Origin of the sequence: Propionicicella superfundia DSM 22317, from assembly GCF_000423465.1 — a bacterium.
GTDB classification, from domain to species: Bacteria; Actinomycetota; Actinomycetes; order Propionibacteriales; family Propionibacteriaceae; genus Propionicicella; species Propionicicella superfundia.
This window is the reverse complement of record NZ_KE384020.1, coordinates 373,765-395,908: the sequence shown is the minus strand read 5'-3', so window position 1 is coordinate 395,908 and position 22,144 is coordinate 373,765. Positions and strand designations below refer to the sequence as shown.

Below are 22,144 nucleotides of genomic sequence, written 5' to 3'. Positions count from 1 at the left end.
CCCCGCAGCGACCCGACGGCCTCTGCACGACGATGCCATCGCCTCGCCACCCGAGGCGGCCGCCGGGGCGGCCCCGGGCTTCGGAGACACGAGCCGGGATCGGCCTGATCAGGCGCGGCCGAGAACCTCTCGCGCGATGAACCGGCCGATCCTGGACCACTCCGAGCCGAAGTGATCGTCGGTCACCATGTACGTCCAGGTGGCGCCCGGCCGGTACACGCCGGTCTCGTCCAGTTCGAGCCTGTCGCCGACGACCTCGGCGTCGGCGACGAGGCCGGCCGCCTCGTCCAACGCGTCCTCGGCCAGCGTCCGGGAGGACGCCACGAGCAGCCGGTTGTACTCCGCGAGCGGTTCGAGGCGGGCGAGGGCGCGCAGATGGATGCCCTCGCGCAGTTCGAGGCCGTATGCCAGGTGTTCGCTCCACCTCCTGTCCAGGCTGCTCAGGACGGCGGTGCGCGCGGCCTGCCCGAGTTCGGCCTCCGACACCTGTCGCCGCAGCGTCTCCAGGCGGTCCGGGATGCGCCGGGCGAGCTCGGCCACGCCGCGATCGCCGGACAGCACCGCGTCGCGCAGCTCCAGGAGCTCGCTGCGCTGCAGGGCCGGCAGGCTTCCGTAGCGACGGGACAGGTCGCGCAGCTTCCGCTGCTGCTCATCGGACATCCGCTGCGCCCGGTCGACGATGTCCTGCAGCCGCCGGTCGGTGACGGTTCCGTCGTCGAGCACCCGCACCGGGAGGCGGTGATCGGGGAGGTGCTCGGTCACGAGGTCGTCGCCCAGGCTGGTGAAGAAGACCGACCTGCCCGGATCCCCCTGCCGCCCGGCCCGTCCGCGCAACTGACCGTCCAGCCGGGCGCTGGGGAACCGCGCGAGCCCGACGATGGACAGTCCGCCCAGCGCCGCCGCGCCCTCTCCGAGCCGGATGTCGGTGCCTCGGCCCGCCATCTGCGTGGACACCGTGATCCGGCCGACCGTGCCGGCCAGCGCGATGATGCCTGCCTCCTCGGCGTCGTTCTTGGCATTGAGCACGACCGGCGCCAGGCCCCGATCCGTCAGCAGCCCCGCGAAGCGCTCGGACTCGGCGATCGACTGGGTTGCGACGAGCACGGGCTGCCCCGCGTCGTGGACGTCGGCCACATACGCCACCGCGGCGGCGTCCCGATCGGCCGTCGTCTCGAAGAGGCGGTCCGGATCGTCGATCCGGATGCAGGGCCGGTTCGGCGGCAGCGGCCCGCAGCGCAGGTCGTACAACTCCACCAGTTCCTCGGCGGCAGGAACGAGCGTGGCGCTCATTCCGACGACCGACGAGTACAGGCCGACCAGGTCACGGACCAGGAGCTGATCCAGCACCTCGACGCTCGCGCTCGGAGAGAGGGCTTCCTTCGCCTCCACCGCCTCCTGCAGCCCCTCCGGCCACCGCTGCAGGGCCTCCACCCGGCCGCGCGAGGCACTGACCAGCCGCACCCGCCCGTCGGCGATCACATAGTCGACATCACGCGTGAGAAGGACCTCGGCGTGCAGCGCCACGTTGACCCTCGTGAGCAGTTCGTGATCGGCGCCGAACAGATCCACGCCGGGCCGCCAGAGCTCGACGGCCTGCAGCCCGGCCTCGGTCAGGTGCACGGCACGCCGGTCGGCATCGACCTCGAAGTGGACGCCCTCGGCCAGCGATGTGGCGAACTCGGCCAGTTCCCGATCGCCGCCCCCGGCCGCGGCCGCCTCGCCGGCCAGCACGAGCGGGACGCGGGCCTCGTCCAGCAGCACCGCGTCGGCCTCGTCCAGGATCGCCGCGTCGGGGCGAATGCCGACAAGGTCCGCCACGTCGAACCGGACCCTGTCGCGCAGCAGGTCGAACCCTGCCTCGCTCACCGGCACGTACACGACGTCGGCGCGGTACGCCTCCACCCGGTCGGCATGGGGACGCCGCGACGCGACCCAGCCCACGCTCGCCCCGGCGGCCGTGAGCAGCGGACCCATCCAGCCGGCATCCCGCTCGGCGAGGTAGTCGTTCGCCGACAGGACGTGGACCCGGCGACCCGCCCGGACCAGGCCGACCGCCGCGATCGCCCCGACCAGTGTCTTGCCCTCCCCCGTCGCGAGTTCGACGGACGTTCCCCGCAGCATGGCCGCGGCGGCCCGCAACTGAACGTCGAAGGGCCGCAGCCCCACGCTGCGCTCGGCGAACTCGCGCAGCACGGCCAGGAACTCCGCGAGGCCGGCATCGGAATCGGCGAAATCCGCCGGAAGGTCGTCCAGCCGCGCGGCCAGGCCGCCATCGGCGACACCGGCCAGGCCGGTCGCCAGGTCGCCGGCCCGGGCCACGACCGGCTCCAGCCGCGAAAGATCGGCCGTGCCCGGCTCATCCGTCAGCCAGGACCGTACCCGTTGCCACCGCGACGCCATGCCCCCACCTCAGCACATCGCACAACCTCCGCACAGGAATGCACGCGGGCCGGGGACGAATCGTCCCCGGCCCGCGTGCGCGGTCTGCGAACCGGTCAGCTGCAGCCGCTGGTCGACCCGCAGCCCTCGCAGACGTAGCAGGATCCGCTCGGGCGCATCTTGGTGCCGCAGGTCATGCACAGCGGCGCGTCGACCGTGATGCCGGTCAGACTCTCCAGCAGGGCGGCGCTCGTCACCATCGGGGCGTCCACCAGCGCCGGCTGCACGGGCCCGGCCTCGTCGACACGCAGATTGTCACCCGCGTCGTTCTTGAGCTGCTCGGACTCGAGCAACTGGGCCTCGTCGTCCTCGGACAGGTACGACCCGGTCTCGACGTACCGCGCCCGCTCCCCTGCTGTATAGATGCCGAGCTCGGACCGCTCGTCGAAGCTCAGGTAGTCCAGCGACAGGCGGCGGAAGATGTAGTCCATGATCGACTGGGCGATGCGGATGTCGGGGTCGTCGGTCATGCCGGCCGGCTCGAACTTCAGGTTGGTGAACTTCTGGACGAAGCTCTCCAGCGGAACGCCGTACTGCAGCCCGATGGACACCGCGATCGAGAACGCGTCCATGACACCGGCCAGGGTCGAGCCCTGCTTGCCCAGCTTCAGGAACAGCTCGCCGAGCGACCCGTCCTCGTAGTTGCCGGAGGTCATGTACCCCTCGGCGCCGCCGACGGCGAACGAGGTCGTCCGGGACACGCGCGACTTCGGCAGCCGCCGCCGCCGCGGCCGGTACTCGATGCGCACCTCGGGCTCGGCCGCCTTCTCCTCGGCCTTGCTGCCATCGCTCAGCGGCTGGCCGACCTTGCAGTTGTCGCGGTACACCGCCAGCGCCTTGAGGCCGAGCTTCCAGCCCTGCAGGTACACGTCGGCGATGTCCTCGACCGTCGCCGACTCCGGCAGGTTGACGGTCTTGCTGATGGCGCCGGACAGGAACGGCTGGACGGCCGCCATCATCCGAACGTGGCCCATCGGCGAGATCGCGCGCTGTCCCATGGCCGTGTCGAAGACCTCGTAGTGCTCGGGCTTGAGGCCCGGGGCACCGACGACGTTCCCGTGCTCGGAGATGAACTCGATGATCGCCTCGGCGGTCTCGGTGCCGTATCCCAGCTTCGTGAGGGCCTGGGGAATCGTCTGGTTGACGATCTGCATGGAACCACCGCCGACGAGCTTCTTGAACTTCACCAGCGAGAAGTCGGGCTCGATGCCGGTCGTGTCGCAGTCCATCATGAAGCCGATCGTTCCGGTGGGCGCGAGCACGGATGCCTGCGCATTGCGGAACCCGGACTTCTGTCCCAGCGCCACCACCTGCGCCCACTCCGCCGCGGACCGCTCGTGGACGTGGCGGTCGAGTTCGGAGACCGACGAGAGCTCGCCGTCGGCGACCTGGTGCTTGCGCATCACCAGCAGGTGCGCGGACGCGTTCCGGGCATGCCCGCTGTACGGCCCGACGATCCCGGCCAGTTCGGCCGACCGGCGGTAGGCCGTTGCCGTCATGAGGGAGGTGATCGCCGCCGCGAGCGCCCGCCCGCCGTCGGAGTCGTAGCCGAGACCGCAGGCCATCAGCAGCGCGCCCAGGTTGGCGTACCCGATGCCGAGCTGCCGGTAGTTGCGGGTCGTCTCGGCGATCGGCTCCGTCGGGAAGTCCGCGAAGCAGATCGAGATGTCCATGGCGGTGATCACCAGCTCGACGGCCTTCACGAACGTATCGGCGTCGAACGCGCCGTCGGCCTGCAGGAACTTCAGCAGGTTGAGGCTCGCCAGGTTGCACGACGAGTTGTCGAGGCTCATGTATTCCGAGCACGGGTTGGACGCCGTGATCCGGCCGCTCTCGGGGTTGGTGTGCCACGCGTTGATCGTGTCGTCGTACTGGATGCCGGGATCGGCGCACTCCCAGGCCGCCTTCGCCATCTTGTGGAACAGGCCGCGCGCGTCGACCTCCTCGATGACGCGGCCGTCCATGCGCGCCGTGAGACCGAAGGTCGTGCCCTCCTCGACAGCCTCCATGAACGTGTCGCTCACCCGCACCGAGTTGTTGGCGTTCTGGTACTGGACCGAGACGATGTCCTTGCCGCCGAGATCCATGTCGAAGCCGGCGTCCCGTAGCGCCCGGATCTTGTCCTCTTCGCGCGCCTTGGTCTCGATGAACTCTTCGATGTCGGGGTGGTCCACGTCGAGCACGACCATCTTCGCCGCCCGGCGGGTCGCCCCGCCCGACTTGATGGTGCCTGCCGATGCGTCGGCGCCCCGCATGAACGACACCGGACCGGAGGCGGTTCCGCCGGACGAGAGCAGTTCCTTCGACGAGCGGATGCGCGACAGGTTGAGACCCGCCCCGGAACCGCCCTTGAAGATGAAGCCCTCCTCGCGGTACCAGTTCAGGATCGAGTCCATCGAGTCGTCGACCGACAAGATGAAGCACGCGCTCACCTGCTGCGGGGCCTGTGTGCCGACGTTGAACCACACGGGCGAGTTGAAGCTGAAGTACTGATGCAGCAGCATCCAGGTCAGCTCGTGCTCGAAGACCTCGGCGTCGTCGGACGTCGCGAAGTAGCCCTCGGCCTCTCCGGTGGCCCGGTACTTCTGGACGACCCGGTCGATGATCTGCCGCAGGCTGGTCTCGCGGGTGGGAGTGTTGAGCGCTCCGCGGAAGTACTTCGTCGTGACGATGGTGGCCGCGTTCACGCTCCAGAAGTCGGGGAACTCGGCACCGTGCTGTTCGAAGACCGTCTCGCCGGTCCTCCAGTTCGTCTGGGTGATGTCGCGCCGCTCCCACGTCACCTCGTCGTACGGGTGGACGCCGGGCGTGGTGAACACGCGGGCGATCGTGAGCCCGGAAGCCGCCTTGCCGGAGCGACGGCTGGTGCGGGTTGTCTCGGTCATGACGGGGTCTCCTGCTCCTCGAGTTGCGTGGGTGTTGGGGGTTGGGGCGATGGCCGGGGGCTACGCACGGGCGGCCGCGGCACCGCGCAACGCGGTGATCTCGGCCTCGAAGTCGGTCAGCGACTGGAAGTCGCGGTAGACGCTCGCGAATCGCATGTAGGCGACGGAGTCGAGTTCGCTGAGCGGGCCGAGAATCGCGAGTCCGACCTCTTCGGACGGGATCTCCGCGACACCGGACGCTCGCAGGCTGTCCTCGACCTGCTGTCCGAGGCGGGCGAGCTGGCTGTCGGTCACGGGACGCCCCTTGCACGCCTTGCGGACGCCGGCGATCACCTTGTCACGGCTGAACGGCTCGACGACGCCACACCGCTTCACGACGACCAGTTGCATCTGCTCGATCGTGGTGAAGCGCCGCTCGCAGGCCGGACACTGGCGACGACGCCGAACGCTCGTACCGTCCTCGGCCACGCGGGAGTCCAGCACCCGAGAGTCGCTGTTGCGACAGAACGGGCAGTGCATGGCGACTCCTCACGTCGGAACGGTATTTGAAGGCTACCCCGGGTAGATCTCGAAAACACTACCCGTGGGATAACTACATCGCTGTGATTACTACATGTAGACCCTAGGCGCAGATAACGCGCCAGTCAACCGTCAACCGCCGGACCGCGTGTCGCCCCGTCGACGCCATCAGCGAAACCCTGGGAGGCGGGCAGGACCCTACCCCATCCCGTCACTCGTCGGCGAGGGATCGGACAACGCCACCGGCACCTCCGCGCCGTGCGTCACGCCCTGAGGCATGACGCGACCCCTCTCGTCACCGGGCCCCGGCAGCCCCCACCGCGGCGGCCACAGGCGCCGACGCGGGAAGCGGCTCGTTGCTCACCGACAGGAAACTGCCGACGATCAGGCAGACGGCCGCGACGAACTGGGCGATCAGCACGAACGCGATGAGCGCGATGGCGCGATCGGTGAGCCGCAGCCCGCCCGCGCGGTGGACCGGCGATCCCCCGACCACCGGCACGGCCGGCCCAGGACCGGGCTTGCCCACCGGGGCGGGCAGGCGACGAGGCGTCGCGACGGGCCCGCGAGAGTGTGTTCCCCGACCGCCGGGAAACGTCCGGATGGGGGTCTCGACATAGGTGGCCATGATGCCCTCCTCGCTGCGACTCGAACGTGTGTTCGAACCTCGACTGTACTCGACCGAGACCCTGACGCCAAGAAAAATCGCCCGCGTGTTCGATTCGGCGTACCGGCTCTCGATGCGGACAACTCCACACCGGGCCACCGACAGTTTTCGCACACGCCGGGCGTGGATCGAACAGATGTTTGAATAACTGGGATACATTTCCTGACATGCAGAACCCGTCGCAGCCCCCCGCACGCAAGCGCGGACGCCCACGCAAGGCCGATGTGGACGCCGAGCTCAGCCGCGCCGGCGGGTCCTTCTCCTCGCTCCCCGACGGCCCTCCCGGCCTGGACGACCTGACACCACGCCAGCGGCGCGTTCTCGAGGTCATCCGCGACACGGTCGCCGAGCGCGGCTACCCGCCCAGCATCCGTGAGCTCGGCGACGCCGTGGGGCTCGCCAGTTCGTCCTCGGTCTCCCATCAGTTGCGGATGCTCGAGCAGAAGGGCTTCCTGCGCCGCGATCCGCATCGCCCCCGCGCCCTCGAGGTCCGCCTCCCCGCCACCCTCGCGCCCGCGAATCCGGTCGCACCGACCGCACCCGACACGGCGCAGGCCGATCCGACCGGCTTCGGGGACGCCTTTCCCAGTGCCGTGAACGTGCCCGTCGTCGGCGCCATCGCCGCCGGCAACCCGATCCTGGCCGAGGAGCATCAGACCGACGTCATGCCGCTGCCCCGCCAACTCGTCGGCAGCGGCACCCTGTTCATGCTCCAGGTGCGCGGAGACTCGATGGTCGACGCGGCGATCTGCGACGGCGACTGGGTGGTGGTCCGGCAGCAGCCGACCGCCGACAACGGCGACATCGTCGCGGCGCTCCTCGACACCGAGGCCACCGTCAAGACCTTCAAGCGCGAGCCCGGACAGGTGTGGCTGCTCCCGCACAACCCGGCGTACGACCCCATCGACGGCAACGAGGCGACCATCCTCGGCAAGGTCGTGGCCGTCCTACGCCGCGTCTGACCGTCCCCGCCAGGCCCGCGAGGCAGCGGCGGCCACCGGGACGGCCCCGTCTCAGGGCCGCGTCTCGCGCAGTCGCTGCAGGGCCGAGATCGCCACGGCCGAGTCGGTCGTCGTCCAGAACGGGGGCAGTGACGCCCGGAGGAAAGAGCCGTACCGGGCGGTGAGAAGCCGGGGATCGAGCACCGCGACGAGTCCCCGATCGCTGCTTCTCCGGATGAGACGGCCGGCCCCCTGCGCGAGCAGCAGCCCCGCGTGTGCCGCGGCGATGGACATGAACCCGTTGCCGCCCGCGGCCGACACGGCCTGCTGGCGGGCCACGTGCAGCGGGTCGTCGGGGCGGGGGAACGGGATCTTGTCGATGATCACCAGCTCGCACGTCTCGCCCGGGACGTCGACCCCCTGCCACAGCGACAGGGTGCCGAACAGGCTCGTCTCGGGCTCGGCCGCGAACCGCCGGGTGAGTTCCGCCAACTGGGCGTCTCCCTGGCACAGGACGGTGAGATCGGGACAGGCCGCGCGGACATGCGTCGCCGCCGTCTCCGCCGCCCGCAGCGAGGCGAACAGACCCAGCGCCCGGCCACCGGCGGCCTCCACGAGACGGGCGATCTCGTCCAGCGCGTCACCCGAGATCCCCTCCCGCCGTGGGGGCGCCATGTCGCGGGCGATGTACAGGATTCCCTGACGTCCGTAGTCGAAGGGCGACCCGACGTCGATGCCGGCCCACGCGAGCCGGTCGTCGGGTTCCTCCCCCGGTGGCAGCAGGTCGCCGGGGTGCTCCACCCTCTCGCCGGCCGACAGCCCGACGGAGCGGGCGCTCACGCCGAAGTCGCCGCCGACCGTCAGCGTCGCCGAGGTCATCACCACCGGCCGCTCGGCCAGCACCCGGGCCCGCATCAGACCGGCGACGGACAACGGCGCCTGTCGCAGTTCGCGGCCGAACCGTTCCCGGTCGAGCACCCAGCACACGTCCTGATCGCCGTGGACCGCCATGGCCGCCGTCACGTCGAACAGTTCCGCGACGGCCGCCGCGCACTGCACGCGGTCGACGTCCTTGCCGTCACCGCCTCCCAGCGCCGATACGACGTGCCGGCAGGTGTCCCTGATCCGCCCCAGGGCCTCCAGCGTGGCCGACCCCTCCTCGACCCGGGCGACAGGCGCCTCGTCCAACGCGCCGCGCAGCAGGTCCGCAGTCTCCAAGAACTCCAGCCCGAGCTCATCGGACAGCCACGGGAGGGCACGTCGCGCGGTGCGTTCGAGCTGCTGCGGGCTGAGCTCGAGCGACGCGGCGCTGGTCACGCGGGAGGTCAGCTCGTGCGCCTCGTCGATGATCACGACATCGTGGGGCGGCAGCACCGCACCCTCCTGCATGGCGTCGACAGCCAGCAGCGAGTGGTTGGTGACGACCAGGCTCACGACCCGCGCCTCCTCCCGCGCCCGTTCGACGAAGCAGACCGACCCGAACGGACACCGCTGCACCCCCAGGCACTCCCGCGCCGGCACGGACACCTGAGCCCAGGCCGCCGCGGTGTGGGTCGGCGCGTCGTCCCGGTCGGCCACGCCCCGCGCGGAGGCCTGCCCCTCGGCCCATTCGCGTAGCGCGACGACCTCGGCTCCCACCACCGAGACCGGATCGGCGCCCCTCGCCCGGAGCGCCGTCACGACGTCCTCGCCGCCGAGCAGCGAGTCCTGTTCCGCCCCGACTCCCTCACGCACCTTCAACAGGCACGCGTAGTTGCCGCGCCCCTTGAGGATCGAGTACGCCGGACGCGTGCCGGTCACCGCCTCCACGGCCTCGACCGCGACCGGGATGTCCTTGGTGGCCAACTGCGCCTGCAACGCCAGGGTCGCCGTCGCGACGACAACACGCTCGCCCGGATGCCGGACGAGCCGCACCAGCGCGGGGACGAGGTAGCCCAGCGACTTGCCCGTGCCCGTGCCGGCCTGCACGAGGAGATGCTGACCGGACTCCAGGGACGTCGTGACGGCCGCGGCCATTCGCTGCTGCCCCTCGCGGGGGATGCCGCCGATCACCTCGACCGCCCGTGCCAGCGCCTCGGCGGTCTCGGAATCTGTCACCTCGTCACCCTATCCCGCGCGGCGCCCCTCCCGGCCGCACGCCGACACGACCTGTGGACGGCGCGTCACGCTCCCCGCAGCGGGGTGAGGTCGGCGGCCGCGCGCTCGTACGCGCGCGCGAGCAGGTCCAGATCGGCGCGATGCACGTCGATGCGGCAGGACCGGCCGTCGTCGGTCAGCCCGATGCCCTCGTCCTGCCAGTGCGGCAGCGCCTCGGCGAACACCACGAGGCTCCCGTCGTGGCCCACGACGCGCCACCAGCAGACCCCCGACCCGTGCCGGCGCATCACCGATCCGACCTGCCGGGCGCCGCAGCCCACGATGGCCGCGATGTCCCCGTACGCGCACACCCGACCGGACGGGATCTGCTCGACGGCCCGCAGCACGTGCTCAGCGACCAGTTCGGCGCGCTCCGAGCCCCACGACGGCATCAGACCGCATACGGTTCGAGGTCCGCCGCCAGATCGGGGTGGACGCGGGCCGTGAGCCGCGTCCCTGTGGCGCCATGGTCCTGGGTGAGGAGCTCGCCGGACTGGTGGATGCGATTGATCAGGTCGCCCCGCTCATAGGGGACGAGCGCGTCGATCTCCACCAGAGGGCGCGGGAGCCGCGCGTCGATGGCGCGGCGCAGCTCGTCGAGCCCCTCCCCCGTTCGGCACGAGACCGGCACCGAGTCGGGGAAATGCCCGCGGAGGATCGTCAGGCTCTCGTCGGATGCGGTGTCGATCTTGTTCACCACGAGCAGTTCGGGCGTCGTCCCGGCACCGATGTCCGACAGCACCTGGCGCACGGCGGTGACCTGACCCAGTGGATCGGGGTCCGAGCCGTCCACGACATGGACCAGGAGATCGGCCAGCGCGGTCTCCTCCAGCGTCGACCGGAACGCCTCGACCAGGTCGTGGGGCAGATGGCGGACGAAGCCGACCGTGTCGGTCAGGGTGTAGACCCGATGGTCACCGGTCTGGGAACGCCGTGTCGTCGGGTCGAGCGTGGCGAACAGCGCGTCGTCCACGAGGACGCCCGCGCCGGTGAGCCGGTTCACCAGCGACGACTTCCCGGCATTGGTGTAGCCGACGACGGCCACGGCGGGGACGCGGCGGCGAACCCGCTCGGCCCGCTTGGTGCGCCGCACCTCGTCCATCCCCCGCAGCTTGCGACGCAGGACGGCGATCCGCGTGTTGAGCCGGCGCCGATCGGTCTCCAGCTTCGTCTCACCCGGCCCGCGACCTCCGATCCCGACGCCGCCGGCGGCCCGGCCGCCCGACTGCCGGGACAAGTTGCCGCCCCAGCCGCGCAGCCGCTGCTTGAGATACTGCAACTGGGCCAGTTCGACCTGTGCCTTGCCCTCCGCACTCTTCGCATGCGCCGCGAAGATGTCCAGGATCAGGACCGTCCGATCGACCACCTTCACCTTCACCCGGTCCTCGAGGTTGCGCAGTTGCGCGGGCTCCAGTTCGCCGTCGGCGATGACCGTGTCGGCACCGGACGCGATCACCACCTCTCTCAGCTCGTCCACCTTGCCCCGACCGATGAAGGTGGCGGGATCGGGTCGCGACCGGCGCTGGATGAGTGCGTCGAGCACCTGCGACCCGGCGGTCTCAGCCAGCGCCGCCAGCTCGACCATCGAGTTCTCGGCATCCTGCGGTGTCCCGGACGTCCAGACGCCGACGAGGACGACGCGCTCCAACTGCAGTCGTCGGTACTCGACCTCGGTGACGTCGGTGAGTTCGGTCGACAGCCCGGCGACGCGGCGCAACGAGAGACGATCGGCGAGGTCGAGCTGTTCGCCGTCGGGTGAGGGATCCGGGTCGCGGGCGATCTCGGGATCGGTGTCGTCCGAGAAGGCGATGTCGAAGTGGTCGTCAGCAGTCATCGGTTCCACCTTCGCAGACTCCTCCGCCGATGGCCACGCGTTTACCGGCCGGAGGCGTCGTCCTCACCGGCGATCGGGGAGGGTGACCTCGCCGCGCGCGACGATCACGGCCGGTCCGGTGAGCCACGCGAGCCCGTTGCCGAGCTCGACGGTGAGAACGCCGCCGGGAACCCGCACGGTGTATGCGCCGCCGGCCGCCCCGTTCCGGGCGTCGACAGCAGCCACCGCCGCGACCATGCCCGTCCCGCAGGCCATGGTCTCGCCGACCCCGCGCTCGTGGACGCGCATGGCGATGTCGTGCTCCCCCAGCACGTGGACGAACTCGACGTTCGTGCCGTCCGGGAACAGGTCGGCGGGCCCCACGCCGGGAGCGCTTCGCAAGTCGAGACCGGCCAGTGTCGCCCCGTCCACGAACGTGACGGCGTGGGGGTTGCCCACGTTCACCGCGACGGCCGGGCGAGTCTCGCCCGACACGCTCACGCTCGCCTCCTCGGGTGAGATCCGCGCCGGTCCCATCTCGACCTGGATCAGCCCGTCTCCGCGCAGCACGACCTGACGTGCACCCGCCCGGGTCGCGATGGTGATCGTGTTCTCGGCGATCAGGTCCTCCTCCTGGAGGAACCGAGCGAAGACCCGCAGTCCGTTGCCGCACATCTCGGCGAGCGAGCCGTCGGCGTTGCGGTAGTCCATGAACCACAGGTGCGGGTCACCGTCCCAGCCGCACACATGGGCAGCCTTGATGACCCGCAGCAGACCGTCCCCGCCGACGCCCACATGGCGGTCGCAGACAAAACGAACGTCCTCCTCCGACAGAGGGGACACCCCGTGCCGGTCGAGGACGATCACGAAGTCGTTCTTCGCACCATGTCCCTTTGCGAAGCTGAGTTGCCGCATCTGCGAGCGGCCCCCCTTTCTCAATCCTCTGTGACGGCCAGGATTCTCCGCAGGTTGGCCGGAGCCCCTGCCTCCAGCCAGACGATGCGCGGATCCCGACGCAACCAGGAAAGCTGTTTGCGGGCGAAACGCCGTGTGCCGACTATGGTCGCTGCACGCGCCTCGGACTGCGTCATCTCGTCCGCAAGATAAGACAGTACCTGCCTGTATCCAAGAGCACGGGAAGCGGTCAGCCCGGTCCGGAGACCGGCGGCCTCCAGCCGGCGCACCTCATCGACCAGACCCGCCTCCCACATCAGGTCGACCCGCTCGGCGATCCGCCGGTCCAGGGCCTCCCGCGAGATGTCGATGCCGAACTGGTGAACGTCGGGCAGCAGATAGGTCCACGTCGGCAGCGTCGCCCGGAACGAGCCGGTGAGCTCGATCACCTCCAGCGCCCGAACGATCCGGCGACCGTTGCCGGGCAGGATGGCCGCAGCGCTGGACGGATCACGCTCGGCCAGGATCCTGTGCAGTTCGGCGGATCCGAGGCGCTCCAACTCTCCCTCCCACCGGGCCCGGATCTGCGCGTCGGTGCCGGGGAACGAGAAGTCGTCGAGGATCGCGCGGAGGTACAGCGCGGATCCGCCGACGAGGATCGGCACGACATCCCGCGCCCGGCAGTCGGCGATGGCCGCCCGGGCCAGGCGCTGGAAGTCGGCCACCGTCGCCGTCTCGGCGATGTCGAGGACGTCCACGACGTGGTGCGGCGTCTCGGCCCGCTCGGCCGGGGTCGGCTTCGCGGTGCCGATGTCCATCCCGCGGTAGACCAGCATCGAGTCGGCATTGACGATCTCGGCCGGGCGCCCACGATCCCGCAGCGCCCGTGCGACGTCGATGGCAAGGGCGGACTTTCCGCTCGCGGTGGGGCCCACGAGGACGAGCAGCGGCGTCATGACGCGATACTCACAAGGAAAACCCCTTCCCAATGAACCCGGTGTGAGTTAACAATAGGCCAGGCCGGGAGAACCGGCGCAGCCGAGAGAAAGGAGGTGGCCAGTGGGGATCTTGGACAAAATCACCGATGCCGTTGGCGACAACCCTGAGCAGGTCAACAGCGCCATCGACAAGGCCGGCGACGTCGTCGATGAGAAGACCGGCGGCCAGTTCGAGGGGCAGGTCGACCAGGCGCAGGAGTTCCTGAAGGACCAGGTGGCGAAGGCCGGAGACGGCACGTAGTCACGCGCATCCTGGGCCGCCTCGGCTCATTGGTTTTGCGAGATCTAAGGGCGGGGACCGGGCAACCGGTCCCCGTTCCATGTCCGCGGGGGGACGGCCGACTCTCGATCACGTCTCCGGCGAGGCGTCACGCGCCGTCCCACGTCCGCACGGCGCCGGAAGCGACCCGTCGGCGCTCAGGAGACGGATGGCGCCAGCGGCATGCCGAGGGCGACGACCGCGGGCTGCGCCGGAGCGGTCCACCGTTCCCAGGCGTCCCCGCCGCGTGTCCGCTCCAGCGCGGTGACGCCGGCGTCGGCGATGAGATGATGCGGCGCCGCGGCCGTGACCACCGTGCGCCCGACATCCCCCGGACGCGGCTGAGCGGTCCCATCGGGCACCGCCACGTGAACGAGGCGGTTGTCGCGCGCGCGACCGGTCACCCGGTGGGTCCGGTCGTCCTTGCGCCCCTCGCCCGCCGCGAACATCACCTCCACCTCATGCCCGATCAGCGCGCGGTTCTCCTGCCACGAGGTCTCCTGCACGAGGTCGACCAGGCGGTCGTAGCGGTCCTGCACCAGCTCCTTCGGCACCTGATCGGGCATCGTCGCGGCCGGGGTGCCGGGGCGGATCGAATACTGGAAGGTGAAGGCGCCGCTGAAACGCGCGCGCTCGACGATCCGCAGCGTGTCCTGGAAGTCCTCCTCGGTCTCGCCGGGGAAGCCGACGATGACGTCGGTCGTGATCGCCGCCTCGGGCAGGCGTTCCCGCACCGCGTCCAGAATGCCGAGGAACCGTGCGCTGCGGTACGAGCGCCGCATCGCGCGCAGCACCCGGTCCGACCCCGATTGCAGAGGCATGTGCAGGGAGGGCATCACGTTCGGCGTCTCGGCCATCGCCGCGATGACATCGGCGGTGAAGTCCTTCGGATGAGGCGAGGTGAAGCGCACGCGCCGCAGCCCCTGGATCTCGCCGCAGGCCCGCAGGAGCTTGGAGAAGGCCTGCCGATCGCCGAACTCGCTGCCGTAGGCGTTGACGTTCTGGCCCAGCAGGGTGACCTCTTCCACGCCGTCGGCGACCAGCGCCTCGATCTCGGCCAGGATGTCGCCGGGGCGCCGGTCGTTCTCGCGCCCGCGCAGCGCCGGGACGATGCAGAAGGTGCAGGTGTTGTTGCAGCCGACCGAGATGGACACCCACCCGGAGTAGGCCGATTCTCGCCGCGTCGGCAGCGTCGAGGGGAAGCGCTCCAGCGTCTCCAGGATCTCCACCTGGGCAGCGTCCTGGACGCGAGCGCGTTCCAGCAGGACGGGGAGCGATCCGAGGTTGTGCGTCCCGAAGACGACGTCCACCCAGGGTGCCTTCTGCACCACGGTGTCCCGGTCCTTCTGCGCCATGCAGCCGCCGACCGCGATCTGCATCCCCGGGCGCGATGCCTTCACGGGCGCGAGGTGACCGAGGTTGCCGTAGAGGCGGTTGTCGGCGTTCTCGCGAACGGCGCACGTGTTGAACACCACGACGTCGGCCTGCGCGTCGTCGGGGGCGCGTACGAAACCTGCCTCCTCCAGGACGCCGCTGATCCGCTCGGAGTCGTGGACGTTCATCTGACAGCCGTAGGTCACGACCTGGTACGTGCGGGTGCTGGTGCTGAACAACGTGTGATCCGATCAGTGGGCGATGCTGATGGCGCGCGACTCGCGCACCACGGTGATGCGAATCTGGCCAGGATAGGTCAGTTCCTCCGAGATCTGACGCGCGATGTCACGGGCGATCGCCTGCGCGCCGGCGTCGTCGACCTGGGACGGGGCCACCATGACGCGGACGTCCCGGCCTGCGTGCATGGCGAACACACGCTCGACCCCCGGGTGCGCCTGGGCGATCTCCTCCAGCTTCTCCAACCTGGTGACATACGCCTCCAGGCTCTCCCGCCGCGCGCCGGGCCGCGATCCGCTGACCGCGTCGGCGACCTGGGTGAGGATCGCCTCGACGGTCTGCGGCTCGATCTCGTTGTGGTGCGCCTCGATCGCGTGGACGACGTCCGGATGCTCCCCGTGGCGCCGCGCCAGGTCGGCACCGAGCTGCGCATGGGAGCCGTCCGTCTCGTGGCTGACGGCCTTCCCGATGTCGTGAAGGAACGCCGCCCGGCGGCAGACGTCCGCATCGACGCCGAGTTCGGCGGCCATCATCGCGGCCAGGTGCCCGCATTCGACGAGGTGGGTGAGCACGTTCTGCCCGTAGGATGTCCGGAACCGCAGCGACCCGAGGACCGGCAGCAGGTCAGGATGCAGATCGGTGATCCGCATCTCCGCGACCGCGTCCTCGGCCGCCCGGAGGGATTGTTCGGCGAGCTGTGCGGAACACCGCTCGAAGACCTCTTCGATCCGCGCGGGATGGATCCGGCCGTCCGCCACCAACTCGGTGAGGGTGAGGCGGGCGACCTCTCGGCGCACCGGGTCGAAACAGGACAGCAACACGCTCTCGGGCGTGTCGTCGATGAGCACGTTGACGCCCGTCACCTGCTCGAAGGCACGGATGTTGCGCCCTTCGCGACCGATGATCCGGCCCTTCATCTCATCGCCCGGGAGCGCCACCGTCGACACGACGGACTCGCTCGTCTGCTCGGCGACCAGCCGCTGCATGGCCGTCACGAGGATCTGCCGCGCGCGCTGCTCACCGGTGCGACGCGCGTCGTTCTCGATGTCGCGCGTGATCGCCGCCGCCTGGAGCCGCGCCTCGTGCTCGACCGACGACAACAGCACCTGTTTCGCCTCGACCGGTGTCATCCCCGCGATCCGCGCCAACTCGTCGCGCTGGTGCTGCTCGGCGCGCGCGAGTTCCTTGGCGCGGAACCGAAGGTCTTTTCGGATCTCCTCGGCCACGGACTGCCGGGCCTCCATGACGCGCTGCTCCGCATCGATGCGGTCCTCTCGCTCGCTGAGCCTCGCCTCCCGCCTGTCGAGCGCGGTCCTCTGCTCGCGCAACTCGTCACGCTGCTTGCTCACGGCGGCTTCGCCGTCGCGCCGGAGCCGCTCCGACTCCTGCAGCACGGTCGCAGCCTGCGCACGCGCCTGCTCCCGGTAGGCGTCCGCCTCAGCCCTCACTTCGGCCGCAGCACCGGCGGCGGCCGACCGGGCCTGCGCCAGATCGGCCTCGACGGTGCGCCGCACCTCGTCCGCGGCACGCTCTCGTTGCACGCTCTGCGTCCGCAGCAGGCGCACCATGCCGATGCCGATGGCCACGACGGCGACGGACAGCACGGCGGCGAGGACGACGACAGTGACGTTCCAGCCAGTCATGGTTGCCTCCTGTGGCCAGGACACGACCACGCCCCCCATCGAGGCCGGGGATAAGCCGACTCCGACGCAACCCGAGCCGATCGGCCCGGTCGACGAACGAGTGCCCGTTCAAGGCGATGATGCGCGATATCTCAGGCCGGCGATCCCCACCGGCTAGTGCCCAAATGTAGCCCAATCGCCTTCGTCGCCGTCTCGCTCGCCCTGCACCGTCTCGCACGTGACCTGATGGACGATGTCTGCCGGGAAGCCGCGGCGTGCCAAGGCCGCCGCCAGCCGCCGGTAGGCGACAGCGTGGTCGAGCCTGCTCAGAGACGGAGCACGCTTGGCGGCCAGCCGACGCGCCGCGCCGACCTCCGCCTCCCGGTCCATCGCCGCGGTGGCCTGTTGGGCGGTCTCCGTATCGACGCCCCTCGCGGTCAGTTCCCGCTGCAGGGCCGACCGCGACCGCGGCCGATGTGCCACCCCGGCGACCACCCCTTCGGCGAGGCGGGCGTCATCGAGGTAGCCGCGCTCGGCGAACTCGTCAAGGACGACGCGGGCGACCTCGTCGGGAACATCTTTGCGGGCCATGGCGGCGCCCAGTTCGGAGCGGCTTCTGTCCCGCACCGACAGGAGCCGGTAGGCGATCGCTCGTGCCGCGTTCAGCGGATCGCCCGGCCCGGCCGGTTCGAGGCCGTCCGGCGGTTCGGGCGCGCGCCTGGTCAGAACTTCACCTCACCGGTCACCGGGTCGACGCCGGGCGGCACGTCGCCGGACGCCGGGGTGGTCTCGGCGGACGCCGGGTCGATGCCGAGCACACTGCGTAGCCTGGCCTCGATCTCGTTGGCCACGTCGGGGTTCTCCCGCAGGTAGGTGCGGGCGTTCTCCTTGCCCTGGCCGAGCTGATCGGCGTCATAGGTGAACCAGGCACCCGCCTTGCGGATGATGCCCTTGTCGACCCCCATGTCGAGGAGGCTCCCCTCCCGGCTGATGCCCCGCCCGTAGAGGATGTCGAACTCGGCCTGCTTGAACGGCGGCGCGACCTTGTTCTTCACGACCTTGACCCGTGTGCGGTTGCCGACCATCTCCTGGCCGTCCTTGAGCGTCTCGATGCGTCGCACGTCGAGACGCACCGACGAGTAGAACTTGAGCGCCTTGCCGCCAGTGGTCGTCTCGGGCGAGCCGAACATGACGCCGATCTTCTCGCGCAACTGGTTGATGAAGATCGCCGTCGTGCCCGCTCCCGCCAACGCACCGGTCATCTTGCGCAGCGCCTGGCTCATGAGCCGCGCCTGCAGGCCGACGTGGTTGTCGCCCATCTCGCCCTCGATCTCGGCCCGCGGCGTCAGCGCGGCCACGGAATCGATCACGATCAGCGTCAGCGCCCCGGACCTGACCAGCATGTCGGCGATCTCGAGTGCCTGCTCACCGTTGTCGGGCTGGCTCACCAGCAACGAGTCGGTGTCGACCCCCAGCTTCGCCGCATACTCGGGATCCAGGGCATGCTCGGCGTCGATGAAGGCGCAGATGCCGCCGGCCGCCTGCGCGTTCGCGATGACGTGCAGCGCCACCGTCGTCTTGCCGCTGGACTCGGGGCCGTAGATCTCCACCACGCGGCCTCGCGGGAGGCCTCCGATCCCGAGCGCGATGTCGAGCGCGATCGATCCCGTGGGGATGACCTCCATGGGCTGGCGCGTGTCTTCGCCCAGCCGCATCACCGAACCCTTGCCGTGCTGCTTCTCGATCTGAGCGAGCGCCGCCTCCAACGCCTTCGCCCGGTCCGCCACCGCCATACCCGTTCCTTCCGCAGGTCGTGAAGCTCTCAACGCGTTCCACCGTAGAGCCCGGCACCGACGAAATGGAGACCGGGATCGCCGGCCTGTGGACAAGCCCTCGGGTGATTCGCTGCTGCACAGCTTACCCGAACACCTGTTCGAATCCATTCGACACGCGCGGGCGCGTCACGCCTCCGCCGCCGGGGCTCAGCGCTCCCGCGCCGGCAGCTCCAGCATCCGCCACACCGCACGCCAGACGTCCTTGCAGGGGACCCCGGCGTCGAGGGCCTCGCGCGCGGTCCGGCCCCGCAGGTCCGCCAGGACGATCGACTGGGCCCACGTGCGCGCGTACGCCGCGCCGAGGTGCGCGTCCATCCGCCTCCAGAACTCCGTCTCCTGCATCCGTCCTCCTCGGTGCGATTGTGCCAGAGCCGCGAACGCGCACACGGCGGTGCTCGGCGGGCCCGCCCGTCCCGAAACCCGCCATGTGCGGCCGTCGGCCCGTACGATCACAAGAAGTGGCAGCGCCGTCGGGCGGTCCGCCCCGACGGCAACCGACAGAAAGCGAACCAATGACGAAGATTGCTGTTCTCGGAGCCGGCATCATGGCCACCGCGCTGACGTGGCCCTTCACCGACAACGGCGGCGAGGTCGCCCTCGTCGGGACGCATCTCGACCGGGACATCGTCGACTCCATCCAGAAGACGCGCATCCACCCGAACCTGGGCCTCAAGGTCCCCGACGCCGTCACCGCGTACCAGTTGGAGGATGCCGCGGAGGCCTTCGAGGGTGCGGAGATCGTGATGAGCGGCGTCAACTCCTTCGGCGTCGACTGGGCCGGGGAGCATCTCGCCGGCCTGCTGCGGCCCGGTCAGAAGGTGCTGGCGATCACCAAGGGCCTGCAGGCCGACGAGGACGGAAATCTCGTCATCCTGCCGGACGTGCTGAAGAAGTACGTTCCGGCGGACCTTCGGGATGCCGTGACCTGGTCGGCCATCGTCGGCCCGTCCATCGCCGGCGAACTCGCGGTGCGTCATCACACCAGCGTCATCTTCGCCGGCGAGGACCAGGCGTCGCTCGACGTCCTCGCCGGGCTCTACCGCACGCCGTACTACCACGTGTGGACGTCGACGGACATGCTCGGCTCCGAGATCGGCGCGGCCACCAAGAACATGTACGCCTTCGGCGCAGGCTTCGCCCAGGGCATCCTCGACAGCCAGGGCAAGACCAACGACCGGTACGTCATGTTCAACTACTCGGCGGCGCTCTTCGCGCAGGGCGCCTACGAGATGGTGCGGTGGATGAGGTTCCTCGGTGCCGACCCCGACACGACCTACGGCCTCGCCGGAGTCGGCGACATGTACGTGACGTCGATGGGCGGCCGCAACGTCAAGGCTGGACGCTACGCCGGAGCGGGCATCCCGTTCTCGGAGGTTCGTGACGTGCACATGAAGGGGGTCACGCTGGAGGGCGTCGCGTGCATCCGCGTCGTGGGGGCCGCGATCGAGCGGCTCACCGAGCGCGGCGTGCTCACGCCCGACGACTTCCCGCTCGTGCGCCACATGTACGACGTGACCTGCAAGGACGTCCCCCTGGACATCCCCTGGGACGCCTTCTTCGGCGGCGCGCGGTAGCCTCGACGGTTCCCCCGGGATCCTTCCGGACGAGCGGGATCGGAACGGGCGGGAAGGCCGCCCGGGGACTCTCGCGGGTGGCGGGGTGAAGGGCCCCGCCACACCGGCGGCCAGGCCGTCCGACACCGCCGACGACACAGCCCTCGGCGACGCAGTCGCTGTTCCGCGACGGCAACCGCAGGCGGCAGGCCCGGGAGCCTTCCCCACGAGAGCTACGCCGGCACCGCCCCCACCCGTCCGGGGTCCCAGACCTGAACCCGCTCGCCGAGCATGAAGGCGTGTCTGCGGCGTGAACAGTCGGCACGCGCCGACCCGGCTTCCCGCCTGGCTCAGTGAACCTCGGAACCGCGAGAGGCCGGTCTCCGGCATCGACCGTGCGAGGCGAGTTGCACCCCGCAGCGGTGACGCGGGACGAGCCGTCGGCTCCCTCCCGCAGGAGGTACGTGGCACGGACGCGCGGCCCGGGCCGCCTCCTGCGACATTGAGCTCGCGCACGCGCGCAGTCCCCCGCAGGCGGGACCCGAATGCAATGGCGATGAGGGAAAGGGCCGGCACCGGACCACGGTCTCGTTACCGTGACCGTCAACCCATGGACTACGTGCCACCCGCCACGCACGAGCCGCCGAAGTCCCATCCCACATGAGGAGTCACGCCATGACCGTCTCCGTGAAACGCACGCTCGGCGTGACGCTCGGCACCGCGATCCTCGCGGCCGGAACACTGATACTGAGCGGCTGTTCCAGCCCCACGGACACGATCGCCGAGAAGGACAAGGCAGCGATCGCCGTCGTCAGCGCGAAGGTGGCTGCCTGGAACGAGGCGAAGAACACCGCCGTCACAGCCGTCAACGGCGGACTGAAGGCGGAGGCCGACAAGATTGAGACCGCACTCGAGACCGGTGACTGGAACGCGGTGAAGACGCGCCTCGCCACCGCGACCTCCACCCGGCTGGAGGGCGAAGGCGCGGTTCAGGCATGGCGTGGCACCGGCGCCGGCACCATCACCCTGGCCTATGAACCGATCGACGTCGCCGACATGGAGATGCCGACACTGTCGCCGGCCATCACGAAGGACGAGTGGGAGGCGAAAGCCTACCGCGGCAGCTATGACGACTACGCGAAGGAGTACGAGCCTCATTTCAGCGCCGACGGCGCAGAAGACCTGACCGCCGATGAGTTCGGACCCACGCCATGGGCCGCGCCAGTCCAGATGGACGCCACCTTTGCCAGCACGAACCAGAAGACCGTCGACGGTGTGGGCATCGAGTTGAAGAATTCCGGTGATGGCTGGACCGCCGATCTGAACGGTCTCCTTGTGACCCCTCATGTCACCACCGATGTGACACCCCTCGATCGATACTTCAAGATCGGCGAACGGAAGATCTCCCTTGTCTACCGCTATGGCTATGGCAATGACGACAAATCCCTGCTGCTGCCCGGAACCTACGCCGTCACCGTTCTGGCGACGAAGTTGCCCACGAAGTACGTGACGGCTCCGAAGACGATCGATCCGTTCGCCGGCGCCCCCGCCTTCGCGGGAACCGATGCCCTTGAGAAGATGGCATCCGATCATGCCAAGGCTGCCCTCGACGCCAGTCTGAAGGCCAAGATGTACTTCGGCTCGGCCAGAGTCGATGTAGGCGGCATGGAGGAGCACTTCTTACAGCTCCCCGATGCGAACCGAAAGGTGTCGACCTGGAAGCCGACCCGCACCTCGACCGAGATCTCCGTCGACGGCGCGGGCAACATGATCGCGAAGGTCACCGTGGCGAACGACGACGGCACCTACGTCGCCGCCATATCGGGGGTCGACAGCAAGGATTCCAGCCAGAAGGAAGAGTGGAAGGCACAGTCCGCCGAAGTGGCACTACGCATCGATACCGACACGGGCAAGGTGTCGCCGACGAAGAACAACTACAACGGTGGTGCCATCGACTGGAGCTGAGTCCCGC

Annotated in this window: 18 protein-coding genes; 4 read left to right on the top strand and 14 right to left on the bottom strand. The window is 69.8% G+C overall.

The window, feature by feature from the left end:
- Positions 1-108: 108 nt before the first annotated feature.
- The 4 genes from secA2 to G555_RS0106930 form a co-directional block, all read right to left on the bottom strand.
- On the bottom strand, positions 109-2,400 hold the full coding sequence (gene secA2, locus G555_RS0106945; RefSeq protein ID WP_028708322.1) for an accessory Sec system translocase SecA2: 2,292 nt from the start codon (positions 2,398-2,400) through the stop codon (positions 109-111).
- A gap of 95 nt (positions 2,401-2,495) precedes the next feature.
- A complete protein-coding gene (locus G555_RS0106940; RefSeq protein ID WP_028708321.1) occupies positions 2,496-5,324 on the bottom strand; it encodes a vitamin B12-dependent ribonucleotide reductase in 2,829 nt (942 codons plus the stop codon).
- A gap of 60 nt (positions 5,325-5,384) precedes the next feature.
- Entirely contained in the window at positions 5,385-5,843 is a 459-nt protein-coding gene (nrdR, locus tag G555_RS18480; RefSeq protein ID WP_036921548.1) for a transcriptional regulator NrdR, read from the bottom strand.
- 295 nt (positions 5,844-6,138) lie between these two features.
- Positions 6,139-6,471: a hypothetical protein gene (locus G555_RS0106930; RefSeq protein WP_028708320.1), complete on the bottom strand. Its 333-nt coding sequence runs from the start codon at positions 6,469-6,471 to the stop codon at positions 6,139-6,141.
- Between the two features lie 206 nt (positions 6,472-6,677).
- Between G555_RS0106930 and lexA the strand changes: the two genes are divergently transcribed.
- Entirely contained in the window at positions 6,678-7,472 is a 795-nt protein-coding gene (lexA, locus tag G555_RS0106925) for a transcriptional repressor LexA (RefSeq protein ID WP_028708319.1), read from the top strand.
- A gap of 51 nt (positions 7,473-7,523) precedes the next feature.
- On the opposite strand, the gene G555_RS0106920 is transcribed toward lexA, so the two are convergent.
- The 5 genes from G555_RS0106920 to miaA all read right to left on the bottom strand — a co-directional run bounded on the left by G555_RS0106920 (position 7,524) and on the right by miaA (position 13,250).
- Positions 7,524-9,467 (bottom strand): ATP-dependent DNA helicase, encoded by a 1,944-nt coding sequence (locus G555_RS0106920; protein WP_084635101.1) that lies wholly within the window; start codon positions 9,465-9,467, stop codon positions 7,524-7,526.
- Between the two features lie 146 nt (positions 9,468-9,613).
- Positions 9,614-9,979 carry an MGMT family protein gene (locus G555_RS0106915; protein WP_028708317.1) on the bottom strand — a complete coding sequence of 122 codons (366 nt, stop codon included), beginning with the start codon at positions 9,977-9,979 and terminating at the stop codon, positions 9,614-9,616.
- Positions 9,979-11,421: a GTPase HflX gene (hflX, locus tag G555_RS0106910; protein WP_028708316.1), complete on the bottom strand. Its 1,443-nt coding sequence runs from the start codon at positions 11,419-11,421 to the stop codon at positions 9,979-9,981. Before hflX ends, G555_RS0106915 begins: the two co-directional genes overlap by 1 nt.
- A 63-nt stretch (positions 11,422-11,484) precedes the next feature.
- Complete coding sequence (dapF, locus tag G555_RS0106905) at positions 11,485-12,315, bottom strand: diaminopimelate epimerase (protein ID WP_028708315.1); 831 nt, start codon at positions 12,313-12,315, stop codon at positions 11,485-11,487.
- A 20-nt stretch (positions 12,316-12,335) separates the two neighbouring features.
- A complete protein-coding gene (gene miaA / locus G555_RS18475; RefSeq protein WP_036921545.1) occupies positions 12,336-13,250 on the bottom strand; it encodes a tRNA (adenosine(37)-N6)-dimethylallyltransferase MiaA in 915 nt (304 codons plus the stop codon).
- Positions 13,251-13,353: 103 nt separating this feature from the next.
- Between miaA and G555_RS0106895 the strand changes: the two genes are divergently transcribed.
- Positions 13,354-13,533: an antitoxin gene (locus G555_RS0106895; RefSeq protein WP_028708314.1), complete on the top strand. Its 180-nt coding sequence runs from the start codon at positions 13,354-13,356 to the stop codon at positions 13,531-13,533.
- Positions 13,534-13,709: 176 nt separating this feature from the next.
- On the opposite strand, the gene miaB is transcribed toward G555_RS0106895, so the two are convergent.
- The 5 genes from miaB to G555_RS0106870 form a co-directional block, all read right to left on the bottom strand.
- Entirely contained in the window at positions 13,710-15,164 is a 1,455-nt protein-coding gene (gene miaB, locus G555_RS0106890; RefSeq protein ID WP_028708313.1) for a tRNA (N6-isopentenyl adenosine(37)-C2)-methylthiotransferase MiaB, read from the bottom strand.
- A gap of 12 nt (positions 15,165-15,176) precedes the next feature.
- On the bottom strand, positions 15,177-16,805 hold the full coding sequence (gene rny / locus G555_RS0106885; RefSeq protein ID WP_036921542.1) for a ribonuclease Y: 1,629 nt from the start codon (positions 16,803-16,805) through the stop codon (positions 15,177-15,179).
- A gap of 153 nt (positions 16,806-16,958) precedes the next feature.
- A complete protein-coding gene (locus G555_RS18470; protein WP_425413839.1) occupies positions 16,959-17,432 on the bottom strand; it encodes a regulatory protein RecX in 474 nt (157 codons plus the stop codon).
- Between the two features lie 74 nt (positions 17,433-17,506).
- On the bottom strand, positions 17,507-18,577 hold the full coding sequence (gene recA / locus G555_RS0106875) for a recombinase RecA (protein WP_028708311.1): 1,071 nt from the start codon (positions 18,575-18,577) through the stop codon (positions 17,507-17,509).
- Between the two features lie 189 nt (positions 18,578-18,766).
- Positions 18,767-18,961 carry a DUF3046 domain-containing protein gene (locus G555_RS0106870; protein WP_028708310.1) on the bottom strand — a complete coding sequence of 65 codons (195 nt, stop codon included), beginning with the start codon at positions 18,959-18,961 and terminating at the stop codon, positions 18,767-18,769.
- Between the two features lie 170 nt (positions 18,962-19,131).
- Between G555_RS0106870 and G555_RS0106865 the strand changes: the two genes are divergently transcribed.
- Together G555_RS0106865 and G555_RS0106860 are read left to right on the top strand one after the other, a co-directional pair.
- Positions 19,132-20,193, top strand: coding sequence for an NAD(P)H-dependent glycerol-3-phosphate dehydrogenase (locus G555_RS0106865; protein ID WP_028708309.1), 1,062 nt, complete (start codon positions 19,132-19,134; stop codon positions 20,191-20,193).
- Positions 20,194-20,847: 654 nt separating this feature from the next.
- Positions 20,848-22,137, top strand: a complete 1,290-nt coding sequence (locus G555_RS0106860; RefSeq protein WP_028708308.1) for a putative periplasmic lipoprotein — start codon at positions 20,848-20,850, stop codon at positions 22,135-22,137.
- Positions 22,138-22,144 lie beyond the last annotated feature (7 nt).